Origin of the sequence: Clostridium sp. K13, from assembly GCF_019734195.1 — a bacterium.
Classification (GTDB): Bacteria; Bacillota; Clostridia; order Clostridiales; family Clostridiaceae; genus Clostridium.
In genome coordinates, this window is record NZ_JAASHM010000039.1 from 17,992 (window position 1) to 31,973 (window position 13,982).

A 13,982-nucleotide genomic window follows, 5' to 3' on the forward strand; every position below is an offset into this window, starting at 1 on the left:
AATAATGGAAATAAAAAAGCTGTATCAAAATTTTGATACAGCTTAATATACTTATTTCTTGTTTGCAATCTTTTTAGATAAATACATGTACTCAATAATTTTCTTTTTATCATAAAGTAATTTTTTATCTAAAATAGTTGTCATTAAAACTTGTGCTAAATGTTCAGCATCATGCTTTACGTATCCCTTAGTAATTTTAACTAAATCAGTCTCAACTACTTTTACATTTAAATCTTCTATGTTTTCATAGTCTAATTTTACCAATTTAGATCCTTGACTTAAATATCTTTCCTCTATTTCTTGAGGAATCACTCCATTATTTGCAATAACGTATTGAATGCTATTCTTTCCGCTATATTTCATTAATGTCTTTATATGATCAGATACATTAAAATCATCTGTTTCTCCTGGTTGAGTCATTACATTTGATATATATATCTTGATTGCATCACTTTTATTAATTGAATCAACTATATCCTCAACTAAAAGATTTGGTATTATGCTAGTATAAAGACTTCCTGGTCCCATAACAATTGCATCTGCTTCTTTAATAGCTATAAGTGCATCCATTAAGGGTTTAGCTCTTTCAGGATCTATTTTTAAATTTTTTATCTTACTTTTTTGCTTTATAACTTCATCTGGAATTATAGATTCACCCTCTACTATACTTCCATTTTCAAGCTCTGCTATAAGCTTCATATCATCAAGTGTAACTGGTAATACTTTACCTGTTACTGCAAGTACTGAACTCATTTTTTGAACAGCATCTTCAAAGTTTTCGCTTATTCCTGCCATGGCAGCTAAAAATAAATTACCAAAATTCTGACCTTTTAATGATCCTTCTTGGAATCTATATTGAAGTAAATCCTCCATAATAGGTTCTGTGTCTGCTAATGCTAGAATACAGTTACGTATATCCCCTGGTGGTAACATCCCAAGGTCAGCTCTAAGCTTTCCAGATCCTCCACCATCATCACCTACAGTTACTATTGCTGTTATGTTACTTGTATATAGCTTTAACCCTCTCAGCATTGTAGAAAGTCCTGTTCCACCACCAATAACTACTACCTTAGGCCCACCTACATGAACTCTCTTTTCATCTACAAGTTCTTCTATATTCTTATCGTTTATTGTTATTTTAACTTTTTCAGAGTTTATTAATGCAATAAATGATTTAACAAATTCTGAAAATGCAATATACATCATTACAACTCCAATTAAACTTAAGAATAAATATAAAAGTTTTATAGTTGTGTTATAATCTTTATTCGAAAAAATTTCAACAACACCTAGTACAAGTACCACTACCCCTACAAAGCCAAGGAATATCCATCTTTTCATTTTTATTCCCGGCTTCATCAAAAAATCCATTATCATAGCTTTTTATCCCCTTTATGAACATCTTCTTTAATATCTCTATGCTCAATATACACATTATAATTTTTCTCATATAAATTCTCATAAATCTCATTTGCTATAGCAACTGATCTGTGTCTTCCACCAGTACATCCTATTGAAATAATAAGTTGTCTTTTTCCCTCTTTTTTATAGTTTGGAATTAAGAATTCTAACATATCATTTAATTTTTCTAAGAAATTCTTAGTTTCACCTTGCTCTAATACATAATCCTTAACTGGTGTATCTAAACCTGAAAACGGCTTTAATTCTGGTATATAGAATGGATTAGGTATAAATCTAACATCAAACACCAAATCAGAATCAACTGGTATACCATATTTAAATCCAAAGCTTAACACAGTAATTGATAATTGTTTTTCTGGTAGTGTTTCATCACCAAAATATTTAGTCATTTCTTCTCTTAAATCGCCTATTTTATATTTTGAAGTATCTATTATAATATCTGCCTTATCTTTAACTTCTCTTAATTTATTTCTTTCTAATTCAATTCCTGTTATAACTCTACCACCCCCTGATAATGGATGGCTTCTTCTTTTTTCTTTAAATCTTTTTACAAGAACCTCATCAGTTGCATCTAAGAATAATATTTCATACTTAAACTGCTCTTTTTCTAAATCTCTTAAACTTTCAAATAAATCATTAAAGAATACTCCACCTCTTATATCTATAACTAATGCAACTTTATCTATCTTTCCATCACTTTGTCTACAGGCTTCCGCAAACTTTGTTATTAATGTTGGTGGAAGATTATCTACACAAAAATACCCCATATCTTCTAAGCTCTTAGTTGCTTCTGATTTACCCGCTCCTGATAACCCTGTAACTATAATAAATCTCATGTAATACCTCCAAAAAATTTCTTTTTTTTATGTAATAAACACATTCTAAATTTAGATCGAATGTGATAGTTAAATTGTCAAATTTTTAATTTGGAATTTCACCTTAAAGTAACTTATTCAATTATATCATATATATCAAAAATTTAACTATTACATTATAAAACTTCAAAACCATATTTATATAAAAATAAAGAAGTAATGACATACTTCTTTATTTTTATAATATCTTTATTTAAATTGATTCTATTATCTGCTATATGAGCCACTATTAGAGCTATTACTGTAAGAACTACTGTAAGAACTACTATTTGAATCATGGCTATAAGAACTACTATATGAGCTATCACTTGAATCACTATTTGAATATGACTCACTTGATTTTCTACTTGTCCAATTGCTTATCCAACTACTTATTCTGCTAGTTAAATTACTCATTGAATTACTCATAGAGCTCCTATTTGAGTTACTTTGTGATTGACTTCTGCTATAACTTGATCTGCTATTTGAATTACTTTGTGATTGGCTTCCACTATAACTTGATCTGCTATTTGAAGCTGAGTTACTTCTTGATTGACTATATCCATAATATCTATGCCCTCTACATGATCTATTTCTATAGTAATTCATATAAAACACCTCTCTATATTTTTCTGTATAATATATAAATCATTTATTATTATACTTAATATATATTATGATTAATTCTTTTGTTGTGTTACATTTTTAATACTAAAACTTTTTTTATATTCTTCTTTCTTCATATATTTCTTTTACGAATTTTTCAAAATTTTCTCTTTGAGTATGCTTATTACCATAATATACTTTATTTTCAGTTACTATTTTATTTAATGTTTCCGAATCTAAAGAATGCATTTTTTTATAATTTCCTGATTGATATAGGTCTCTTAATTGTTTTCCTATATTTAATAAAGAGTTATGATGTTGTCCATTAGAAAATCCTCTTATCATATCTTTATTATCTGACTTTCTAGAAAAGAATACTGATTTAGCCAACCATCCTTCCATTGCAATTCCCTCTCTTGTTGTATTAGTTAATACAAAATTTATATAATCAGTAAACTCTGTAAAATCACCATCATATATTTTTATTCCAACTATAGGGTACCATAAACCTCTAATCTTCCCACTATTTGTCCCTGATGATCTAAAGAATGGCAATGTCACTCTTTCTAATCCATCATCATATTCAATGTTAAGATCTATCAATCCTATAACTCTGAATGGGTCTATAGTATATAAATTCACTCTAAAACTTTCAGGATATATTTTAGATGAATCAATCAATCTAATCATAATATCACCCCATTTTAATCCTCATTTGTGCTTTTAACCTTTTCAAGTTGTTGTCTAACTTGTTCTATATTTTCATACTCCTTATCTATACCCATTAATTTCTTTAGGAAAACTTTTTCCTCTTCATTTAGATTCAATTCTTCATACCATGGCCTTTCTTCCTTTGAATCTGATTTATATGAAGAGTAATACAGATGAATTAAAAAGTCACCTATATACCAATAATCTTCTTGTTTTATATATTTCTCATTATTTATATATCTAGCTAGTCCAAAATCAATCAAAGCTAACTCTTTATTTTCTCTTATTATTACATTAGGCAATCTAACATCCCTATGAACTATATTTTTGTTATGCAATACCTCTACTAAATCTAAAAGCTTAGATGCCACTTCATAAATTTCACCTTTTGAAAAAACCTTTTTGTCCTTAACTAATAGATCCTCAAAAACCTTTCCTTCAACATATTCTAATATATATCCTTCTCTGTATTTATCTTTAAATTTAGATATAAATTTAGGAAACTTCGGATCATCTAATCTATTTAATATACTTTCTTCATAAAAAAGTTTTTCTCTAGTTTCTTTAAGCATTTTTTTCTTTAGTTGCTTTATTACGCACTTTTCACCTTTATCATTAGTCGCTAAATACGCAATTCCATACCTACCTTGTCCTATCAACTTAGTAATAGTATATCCTTCTAATTTTTCACCCTTCTTAAAATACTTATCCATATTTTTTTATATTATATGACTTATTTATATAATAATTCATATAAATCCTCCTCATTCGCTTGATAGAATATCCTTAATTCCCCTTAATACATCCTATGAAACTATAAGAAGGTATGTTACATTTTTTTATTATGTTTCTATATTTTAAGCAAAAAAAGAAGCTACCAAAATGGTAACTTCTTATTCTTCACCTATTATTCTTACTTCAGTATGAAGATCAACTCCGAATTGCTCTTTAACTTCATCTTGAATATATTTTATTAAATCAGTAATATCTTTTGCTGTAGCATTTCCTTTATTAATTACAAATCCTGAATGCTTTTCAGAAACAGCAGCTCCGCCTATAGAGTATCCTTTTAAACCAGCATCTTGAATAAGTTTACCAGCAAAATAACCTGTTGGTCTTTTAAATGTACTTCCTGCTGACGGATATTCAAGTGGTTGCTTAGATTCTCTTTTATGAGTTAAGTCATTAACTAAATCTTTTATAGTTTTTACTTTACCCTTTTGTAGTTTAAACACAGCTGATAAAACTGTATATCCCTTTTTCATAACTAAAGAAGATCTATATCCGAAATCTAATTCATCATTTGTAAGCTTTAAGACATTGCAATTTTCATCTAGTACTTCAGCACTTTCAATAACATGTGCAATTTCCCCATCGTAAGCTCCAGCATTCATAAATACTGCTCCACCAATAGTTCCTGGTATTCCACATGCAAATTCAAATCCAGTTAATGAATTTTCCATTGCTTTATCAGAAACTTCCTTTAACATTGCACCACATTCTGCTTCAATTCTCTCATCATTTACAGTTACATTGTGTACGCCTTTTAGTGATATAACAACACCTCTGAATCCACCATCTCTAACTAATATGTTAGAACCATTACCAATAACATAGATCGGAATATTATTTTCCTTACAAATGCAAATACTCTTTTTTATTTGTTCCTTTGATTCAGGAATTAACAGAATATCTGCTGGTCCTCCAACTCTAAAATTGACATAACTACTTAACTTCTCATCTATCTTAATATTATCTTCATTGTAAAATTCTCTAAATAGCCCTACAAATTTACCGTATTTATTCATGATAAGCTCCTTAAAATATAAAATATTTACAGTTTAATAGTATAAAGTATATTATAACATTAAACAAGTAATTTCCTCTTAATTATTGCCATTAAAGTAAATATAAATACTTTTTGCCGATTTTTTATCTATACATGGTACTTCTAATAACTCATCTATTGTGGCTTTTTTAATATTATCTACACTACCAAACTTCATTAATAATGCTCTTCTTCGTTTTTCTCCAACGTTAGGTATATCGTCTAAAATTGAATGCAATGTTCTCTTATCCCTTAAGCTTCTATGATATGTTATTGCAAATCTATGAACTTCATCTTGTATTCTTCTTATTAATTGCATTAAATTTGAGCTTCTATTAATTATTAACTCCTTATTATTATATACTATACCCCTAGTTTGGTGTTTATCATCCTTAACTAGCCCACATACTGGTATATTTATGTTCAGACTCTCTAATACTTCTAGTGCTATATTTACTTGTCCTTTACCACCATCCATCATTATCAAGTCTGGAAAATTAGAAAACTTTCCTGCAGATAGCTTTAAATTTCTTTCTTGAATAGCCTTTACTTCTTCAAGTCCATGATTAAATCTTCTAGTTAGTATTTCTCTCATACTATCATAATCATTTGCACCTTTTACAGTTTTTATTTTAAATCTTCTATAATCGCTATTTTTTGCTCTTCCTTCTTCAAATACAATCATTGTTCCAACAGAGTCTACACCTTGTATGTTAGATATATCATATGCCTCTATTCTAGAAGGCCACTCATCAAGTTCTAATAATTCTTGAAGTTCTTGTAATGATATTCTGTTTATTTCTTTATCCTTTAGATATTTATCCTTGAATTTTTCTAAAGTAATTTTAGCATTATTTTTAACCATTTCTAGCATTTCTTTTTTCTGACCCTTTTGTGGTACTTTAAGCCATACCTTAGAGCCTCTTTTAATCGTTAAATATTCTTCCATTAACTCTACTTCATTAACTTCAGGAACATATATTGTTTTAGGAACTTTCGCTGTTCCTCCATAAAATGATGCTATAAATTCTTCTAAAATTTCTGCTATGCTTTCATTTGCTGTATTTTCAAATATAAAATGCTCTCTGCCAATTATCTTACCATCTCTAGAGAAAAATACTTGAATACAGCTATCTTTCTCATCTTGATCAATATTAATAAAGTCTTCATCACCTTCCATAGTCTTAAATATCTTTTGCTTTTCAACTATAGCTTCTATTGATAATATTTTATCTCTTAGTGATGCTGCTTTTTCAAACTCTAAATTCTCTGCTGCATTCTCCATTTCTGCTTTAAGCATTTTGGTAACATATGTTTCTTTTCCACTTAAAATATCAATTATATCCGTTATCATTTTCCCATATTCTTCTTTGCTTATATGACCGCCACAGGGTCCAAAGCATTTTTTAATATGATAATTTAAACAAGGTCTTACCTTATCTCCGTTTTCCTTTATTGCTAACTTGCATGTTCTTAATGGAAATATCTTATATATTAAATTTATTGTTTCATATACAGCTGTTCCATTAGTATATGGACCAAAATATTTACTACCATCTTTAGCAAAATTTCTAGTTACAAATACTCTTGGAAAATCATCCTTAATAGTTATTTTTATAAAAGGATAAAACTTGTCATCCTTTAACAAGATATTATATTTAGGACTATATTTTTTTATTAAATTACATTCTAAAATAAGTGCTTCCATTTCTGAATCTGTAACTATATACTCAAATTCAGCAATATTCTTTACCATTACTATTACTTTTTCTGAATGATTTTTTGAATTTTGAAAATAGCTTTTTACTCTATTCTTTAAAATCTTTGCTTTTCCAACATAAATAACTTCACCTAATGAATTTTTCATCAAATATACACCTGGTTTATCAGGTAAATTTTTTATATGATACTCAAAATCAAACATGTCTCTCCCCTTTCCTTTGTAAAAAAACTAAGAGCTAAGAAGTAAGAGTTAATAGTTTAAGGGCTTACGCTTCTATAGAAGCTTGTAAATTAACACCACAGCTCTTAACTATTCTCTCTTAACTCTTAACTCATTTTATCCTTGTATCAGAATTTCTTCCGTTATACACCTAACTGTATCCAATATTAAATTATAGTTTTAGTCTCCTAAAACCGCTTGCCTAACAACCTTACTGGCAACTGTTGCTGCTGCCCCTGAACCAGTACCACCATTTTCAACTATTACTGCAACTGCTATTTGTGGATCATCCATTGGTGCTGCTGCTATAAACCAGCTATGTGGAGTTGCTTCGCTTCCATCTGGTAAAGTATAATCTGCTGTACCTGTTTTTCCACCTGCATTAGTTCCCTTAAATGCTGGCCATTTATTTAAATTACTATCAACTAAATATGTCATGTAATCTTGAATTGTTTCGGCTATATCACTAGACATTACTTCCTTCAATTGTTTACCATCTATAGTTTTCACTATGTTTTGATCTTTATCAACAATAGAATTAACTAATTTAGGTTGCATCATAACACCATCATTTGCTACTGTTGCTGCTACTAAAGCCATTTGCATAGGAGTTGATAAAACACTACCTTGCCCTATACCACTTTGTGCCATATTACCTAATTCAGCACTATTTAATGTTGGAAATCTACTTGCTGTTATAGATACTCCTGGCCCAGTAATTACTGAATTAAATCCATAATCTTCAGCTGTAGCTTTTAGCTTATCATTTCCAAGATCCATTGCTAATGTACCAAATACAACATTACTTGATACCTTATATGCTTGTTTTAAATCTATTGAACCATATACATTATTTCCAAAGTTACTTAATGATGTTCCATCTTGGAATTTTATTTTTCCTTCATCATCAAAGGTTCTATCAACTACTGTTGGTATATTTTCTAATGCACTTGTTAAAGTAACAGTTTTAAATACAGATCCTGGAGGATAAAGTCCATTTATAGCTCTATTAATTAATGGTGTTTCATCTGCACTCCCACTATTAGCTTTATTCATTTCATCAGCTAAATTGTTAGGATTAAATGTAGGCTTTGATACCATTGCTAATATTTCTCCTGTTTTAGGATTTAGAGCAACAACAGCACCTTTATTATCTCCTAATGCATCTGAAGCTACTTGTTGTAATGTTGTATCTAAAGTTGTTACAACTCCATTTCCAACCTTATCAGCCTCTTCTGTTAGCTTTGTAAAATCTATTCCACTCATAAAGTTTTTAAAATTATTTGAAAAATTAAAGCTTCCTGTACTTTCTTTATCCTTTTTCATACTTTCTATAAGTCCATTTACATTAATACTATCTAAGAACTGTCTAAAATTATTACCAAAGGCATTATAACTACTTAATTCACCATCATATTCTTCTTCTAATCCTGTAGTTCCATAAACGGCACTTGTATATCCTAATGCATGAACATATAAATCATTATATAAATAATCTCTTTTTTGAGTTGTTTCATTTACTCTTTCACTTGTTGTTAGAGGAGTTCCGTTTCTATCATATATAGTTCCTCTTAAAACTTCATTTTTTTCAGCAATAACTCTAGTATTTCCAGGCATATCATTAATTTTAGGGCTCTTAATCAATTGGAAATAAGCAATATAGGATATTAATGCTATAAAGAAAACTAAAAATACTGTCATTACATTTTTAACACTTTTTGCTAAATCATTCATACCCTTTATGCCTCCTCTGATATTTTTTGTAATATTCCTAAAGCAAAGAATATTGTTAATACTGATGAACCACCGTAGCTTATAATAGGTAATGTTATTCCTGTTAATGGAATTACTGCAAATATTCCTCCTATTATAACTAATGTTTGGCAGGCTATCATCGTACTAAATCCAACTGCTATTAGTTGTGAATATTTATCATTTGTAACAAAGGCTGCTCTTATTCCTCTATAGAATAATAAAAAGTATATTATCATTAATCCAATTGCAAAAATTATTCCAAACTCTTCACAAATAATTGCATAAATCATATCACTTTCTTTAACAGGTAGGTTTTGAAAATGACCTTGCCCTAATCCAACACCAAATAATCCACCTGCTGCAATTGAATACATTCCTTCAATTATTTGATATGATTCTCCTAATTTATATTTCCATGGATCAAGCCAAATCATTACTCTTTCTCTTACGTGTCCAAACATTGAATATCCAGCAACTGACCCAACTGCCGCTAACCCTAATGCAGTAAACACATATTTTTTCTTAGATGTTGCAACATATAATAATGTTATAGAAATACCAAAGAATATTAATGCACTTCCTAAGTCTCTTTGAAGTACCATACATCCCATAGAAAATCCTGCTACCAATGCTGGTTGCCATAATTCTTTAAAATCTTCTTTAAAGTTCTTTTTATCTTCATATATAGCTAATGCAGATGCTAAGTATAGTACCAATGCTATTTTCCCAAACTCTGATGGTTGGAATGAAATAACCTTTCCTATTATAATCCAGTTCTTTGCACCATATAATTCCGTACCAAATAATAATGCTAATGGCATTAACATTAAAGTTATTATCATATATACTTTTTTATACTTTGCAAAACTCCTTAAATCAGGTAAAATTACTACAATTAAAATATAAGATACTATTCCTAGTGCAATCCAAACTAATTGTTTAATTGCAGTTACTCTATTTATTCTATATAATGTTGCTACTCCTACTACCGCCAACACACTTGCAAAAATTAATATAAATTTATCTCCATCTGGATAAAATCTTCTAATTACAAAGTGGGAATAGCCTATTAAAACACATAAGACTACTCCCATTGTTAATGCAAATTTATCAAAAGGTTGTTCTAAAAACCCTAAAGTTGTGAAAAGTAGTAAGCATAGCAGATATACTAATCTAAGTAATCTTTTTTCACGCTTTAATGCTTTCATAAATTCACCTCTATTCTTTAAATGAAACATCTTTTCCTATCGTCAAAGATGAAAGTTCAACTAGCTAAATCACAGATTTAGAGTTTTACTTACCTGATTTTAAAACTTTAAAAATAGCACTTCCTATTTTAATTTCATCATCAGCAATAAGCTTTAACTTCTCCTCTATTTTTTCACCGTTAACATATATACCATTTGTACTATTTAAGTCTTCAACATATAAATTATTATTTTTAGTATATATTCTTGCATGATTTCCTGATACAAAGGGTTCAGTTAATACTATAGTATTTTCTTGTTTTCTTCCTAAAGTTGTTACTCCTCTAATAGGTACTACAGACCCCTGCTCTAGTGTTGAGTTTACCCCTGTTTGAATAACCTCTATACCATATCTTATTCCTGAGTTGTTATTTTTTCGTTTTCCACCAGTTTTAACATCCTTATACATTATCTTTAATGCATAATATATAATGACATATAACAAAATTATAAAAATTATTCCTGCTATAAAAGTGACTACTTTTCCCAAACTCATATTTTCACCTCAAATTAATGTATATTTACCATTATATATTAAATCTTATTGTAAAAAATAACAAGCCATCTAAGTTATCTTAATAACTTCTTAAGATATTTCCCAGTATATGATTGTTCCTTTTTAACTATCTCTTCTGGTGTACCTTGTGCTACTAAAGTACCACCTTTATCTCCACCTTCTGGACCTAAATCTATTATATAGTCAGCACATTTAATCATATCTAAATTATGCTCTATTACTACAACAGTATTTCCAGCATCAACTAATCTTTGTAATATCTCAACTAACCTATTAACATCATCAACATGAAGTCCTGTTGTTGGTTCATCTAATATATATAAAGTCTTTCCTGTACTTCTCTTAGATAATTCAAAGGCAAGTTTAATTCTTTGTGCTTCACCACCAGATAATTGTGTTGATGGTTGACCTAATCTTATATATCCTAACCCCACATCTTTTAATGTTTGAATCTTATTTTTTATTCTTGGTATATTTTCGAAGAATTCTAAAGCTTCTTCTACAGTCATATTTAGGATATCATCAATATTCTTTCCTTTATATTTAACTTCAAGTGTTTCTCTATTATATCTCTTACCTTTACAAACTTCACAAGGAACATATACATCAGATAAGAATTGCATTTCTATCTTTATAATCCCATCTCCAGAACAAGCTTCACATCTTCCACCCTTCACATTGAAACTAAATCTTCCTGGCTTATAACCCCTCATCTTAGCTTCTGGTGTTTGAGAGAATAATTCTCTTATTATATCAAAAGTTCCTGTATAAGTTGCCGGATTTGAACGTGGTGTTCTTCCTATTGGACTTTGATCGATATCTATAATCTTATCTATCTTTTCGTAACCTGTTATTTCTTTATAAGCACCTGTTGGATTCTTGCTTTTATTTATTATTTTATTTAATCCTTTATAAAGAATTTCATTTACTAATGTACTCTTACCTGATCCAGAAACACCAGTAACCATAGTTAAAACTCCTAACGGGAATTTAACTGTTAAGTTTTTAAGGTTATTTTCTTTAGCTCCTACAACTGTAACGAATTCACCATTACCTTCTCTTCTTACTTCTGGAACCTTAACCTCTTTTTCTCCAGTCAAATATTGACCAGTTATAGATTCTTTACATTCCTTAATTTCATCTACGGTTCCTGCTGCAATAATTTGTCCTCCATGCTCTCCTGCTCTTGGACCAATATCTACAATAAAATCTGCCTCTCTCATAGTATCTTCATCATGCTCAACAACTATAACGGTATTTCCAACATCTCTTAAGTTTTTTAATGTTTGAATTAACTTATCATTATCTCTTTGATGTAATCCAATACTAGGTTCATCTAAAATATATAAAACACCCATTAATGCTGAACCAATTTGAGTTGCAAGTCTAATTCTTTGGGCTTCACCACCAGAAAGAGTTCCTGAACTTCTTGATAAGTTTAAGTAATCTAATCCAACATCAACTAAGAATTTTAATCTACTCTTAATTTCTTTAACTATTTGGTCACTTATTATTCTTTCCTTTTCAGTGAAATTTAATGAATTAATAAAATCTAATTCTTCTCTAATAGGCATTTGTGTAAACTCATATATATTCTTATCACCAACTGTAACTGCTAAAACTTCCTTGTTTAATCTAGCACCTTTACACTTTGGACAATGTTTATTACTCATATATTGTTCAATTTCGCCTTTAATTACATCTGAATTTGTTTCTCTATATCTTCTTGCAAGTGCATTTATTTCTCCATCATACGCATATGAGTATTTGCCTTTTACTCCATCTTTAGTATATGTAACTATTAATTTATGTCCATTTGTCCCATATAATAATAAATCTAATTGCTCTTTTGATAATTCCTTTATAGGTCTTTTTAAATCTAAATCATATTCTTCACTTAATGCTTTTAATATTGCATAAGTCCAAGAATCCTCCTTTAATCTACCTTCACCCCAAGTAGCTATTGCGCCTTCCATTACGCTTAAGTTTTTGTTTGGAATAACTAGATCTGGATCTATCTCCATTAATGTTCCTAAACCATCGCATTTTTCACATTTTCCAAAAGGAGCATTAAACGAAAACATTCTTGGCTCAAACTCTTGTATGTTAATTCCGCATTCAGGACAAGCAAAATTTTCACTAAATAGTATGTCTCTATCATTTATTATATTTATGATTACTAATCCTTCACCTAACTTTAAAGCAGCTTCTAAAGAATCACTTAATCTACCTTCGATTCCTTCTTTTATAACTAATCTATCTACTACTGCTTCAATATTATGCTTTTTAGTTTTTTCTAGTTTTATTTCTTCTTCTGATAATTCATATATTTCTCCATCAACTCTAGCTCTTACATACCCATTCTTTTTAATGTTATCTAATACTTTTTCATGAGTTCCTTTTTTTCCTCTAATAATAGGCGCTAAAACTTGAATCTTAGTTCTATCCCCAAGATCCATTATTTGATCCACAATTTGATCCACTGATTGTTGACTAATTACTTTTCCGCACTTAGGACAATGTGGAATACCTATTCTTGCATATAATAGCCTTAAATAATCATATATTTCTGTTATTGTTCCGACTGTAGATCTTGGATTTTTACTTGTAGTTTTTTGATCTATAGATATTGCTGGTGATAACCCTTCAATATAATCAACATCCGGCTTATTCATTTGTCCTAAAAACTGTCTTGCATATGATGATAAAGATTCAACATATCTTCTTTGACCTTCTGCATATAAAGTATCAAATGCTAATGAAGATTTACCTGATCCTGATAATCCTGTAAATACTATTAATTTATCTCTTGGTATCTCTACTGATACGTTTTTTAAGTTATGTACTCTTGCACCCTTTACTATAATTTTATCTTTCATCTTTTAACCCTCTTTAATATACTTCATTATTTATTTTTGTCAGAAATAGTATATTTTACTCTCGAACAAACATTCTTTATTTAATTTTAGAGTTATTAATTTTTATTGTCAATGAAATTTATCTTTTGTTTTTTATAATTTTTAAATCGAGTAGGAGGCAGATAATTATTTTATCTACCGACCTCTCACACCACCGTGCGTACCGGTCTGGTACACGGCGG

Annotated in this window: 11 protein-coding genes; all 11 read right to left on the bottom strand. The window is 29.3% G+C overall.

Annotated elements, in window-relative coordinates; all coding sequences use genetic code 11:
* Positions 1-51 precede the first annotated feature (51 nt).
* The 11 genes from HCG76_RS15975 to uvrA all read right to left on the bottom strand — a co-directional run bounded on the left by HCG76_RS15975 (position 52) and on the right by uvrA (position 13,761).
* A complete protein-coding gene (locus HCG76_RS15975) occupies positions 52-1,377 on the bottom strand; it encodes a gluconeogenesis factor YvcK family protein (RefSeq protein ID WP_221701277.1) in 1,326 nt (441 codons plus the stop codon).
* Positions 1,374-2,258, bottom strand: coding sequence for an RNase adapter RapZ (rapZ, locus tag HCG76_RS15980; protein WP_221701278.1), 885 nt, complete (start codon positions 2,256-2,258; stop codon positions 1,374-1,376). Before rapZ ends, HCG76_RS15975 begins: the two co-directional genes overlap by 4 nt.
* Positions 2,259-2,504: 246 nt before the next feature.
* The gene (locus HCG76_RS15985; protein ID WP_221701279.1) at positions 2,505-2,885 is read right to left on the bottom strand and encodes a hypothetical protein; all 381 of its coding nucleotides are present in this window, start codon (positions 2,883-2,885) and stop codon (positions 2,505-2,507) included.
* A gap of 114 nt (positions 2,886-2,999) precedes the next feature.
* A complete protein-coding gene (locus HCG76_RS15990; protein WP_221701280.1) occupies positions 3,000-3,572 on the bottom strand; it encodes a hypothetical protein in 573 nt (190 codons plus the stop codon).
* Between the two features lie 14 nt (positions 3,573-3,586).
* On the bottom strand, positions 3,587-4,306 hold the full coding sequence (locus HCG76_RS15995) for a serine/threonine protein kinase (protein ID WP_221701281.1): 720 nt from the start codon (positions 4,304-4,306) through the stop codon (positions 3,587-3,589).
* 180 nt (positions 4,307-4,486) lie between these two features.
* Positions 4,487-5,401 carry a UDP-N-acetylmuramate dehydrogenase gene (murB, locus tag HCG76_RS16000; protein WP_221701282.1) on the bottom strand — a complete coding sequence of 305 codons (915 nt, stop codon included), beginning with the start codon at positions 5,399-5,401 and terminating at the stop codon, positions 4,487-4,489.
* 78 nt (positions 5,402-5,479) lie between these two features.
* Complete coding sequence (gene uvrC / locus HCG76_RS16005) at positions 5,480-7,345, bottom strand: excinuclease ABC subunit UvrC (RefSeq protein ID WP_221701283.1); 1,866 nt, start codon at positions 7,343-7,345, stop codon at positions 5,480-5,482.
* A gap of 198 nt (positions 7,346-7,543) precedes the next feature.
* A complete protein-coding gene (locus HCG76_RS16010) occupies positions 7,544-9,097 on the bottom strand; it encodes a peptidoglycan D,D-transpeptidase FtsI family protein (RefSeq protein WP_221701284.1) in 1,554 nt (517 codons plus the stop codon).
* A gap of 5 nt (positions 9,098-9,102) precedes the next feature.
* Positions 9,103-10,326: an FtsW/RodA/SpoVE family cell cycle protein gene (locus HCG76_RS16015; RefSeq protein ID WP_221701285.1), complete on the bottom strand. Its 1,224-nt coding sequence runs from the start codon at positions 10,324-10,326 to the stop codon at positions 9,103-9,105.
* A gap of 85 nt (positions 10,327-10,411) precedes the next feature.
* The gene (locus tag HCG76_RS16020; RefSeq protein WP_221701286.1) at positions 10,412-10,861 is read right to left on the bottom strand and encodes an FHA domain-containing protein; all 450 of its coding nucleotides are present in this window, start codon (positions 10,859-10,861) and stop codon (positions 10,412-10,414) included.
* Between the two features lie 74 nt (positions 10,862-10,935).
* The gene (uvrA, locus tag HCG76_RS16025) at positions 10,936-13,761 is read right to left on the bottom strand and encodes an excinuclease ABC subunit UvrA (RefSeq protein ID WP_221701287.1); all 2,826 of its coding nucleotides are present in this window, start codon (positions 13,759-13,761) and stop codon (positions 10,936-10,938) included.
* Between the last annotated feature and the right edge of the window lie 221 nt (positions 13,762-13,982).

Excerpts from the sequence above, each read along its gene's own strand:
- HCG76_RS16020 (WP_221701286.1), bottom strand. The coding sequence starts at position 10,861 with ATGAGTTTGGGAAAAGTAGTCACTTTTATAGCAGGAATAATTTTTATA.
- HCG76_RS16010 (WP_221701284.1), bottom strand. The coding sequence starts at position 9,097 with ATGAATGATTTAGCAAAAAGTGTTAAAAATGTAATGACAGTATTTTTA.
- HCG76_RS15975 (WP_221701277.1), bottom strand. The coding sequence starts at position 1,377 with ATGATAATGGATTTTTTGATGAAGCCGGGAATAAAAATGAAAAGATGG.
- rapZ (WP_221701278.1), bottom strand. The coding sequence starts at position 2,258 with ATGAGATTTATTATAGTTACAGGGTTATCAGGAGCGGGTAAATCAGAA.
- HCG76_RS15995 (WP_221701281.1), bottom strand. The coding sequence starts at position 4,306 with ATGGATAAGTATTTTAAGAAGGGTGAAAAATTAGAAGGATATACTATT.
- HCG76_RS15985 (WP_221701279.1), bottom strand. The coding sequence starts at position 2,885 with ATGAATTACTATAGAAATAGATCATGTAGAGGGCATAGATATTATGGA.
- HCG76_RS16015 (WP_221701285.1), bottom strand. The coding sequence starts at position 10,326 with ATGAAAGCATTAAAGCGTGAAAAAAGATTACTTAGATTAGTATATCTG.
- uvrC (WP_221701283.1), bottom strand. The coding sequence starts at position 7,345 with ATGTTTGATTTTGAGTATCATATAAAAAATTTACCTGATAAACCAGGT.
- HCG76_RS15990 (WP_221701280.1), bottom strand. The coding sequence starts at position 3,572 with ATGATTAGATTGATTGATTCATCTAAAATATATCCTGAAAGTTTTAGA.
- uvrA (WP_221701287.1), bottom strand. The coding sequence starts at position 13,761 with ATGAAAGATAAAATTATAGTAAAGGGTGCAAGAGTACATAACTTAAAA.
- murB (WP_221701282.1), bottom strand. The coding sequence starts at position 5,401 with ATGAATAAATACGGTAAATTTGTAGGGCTATTTAGAGAATTTTACAAT.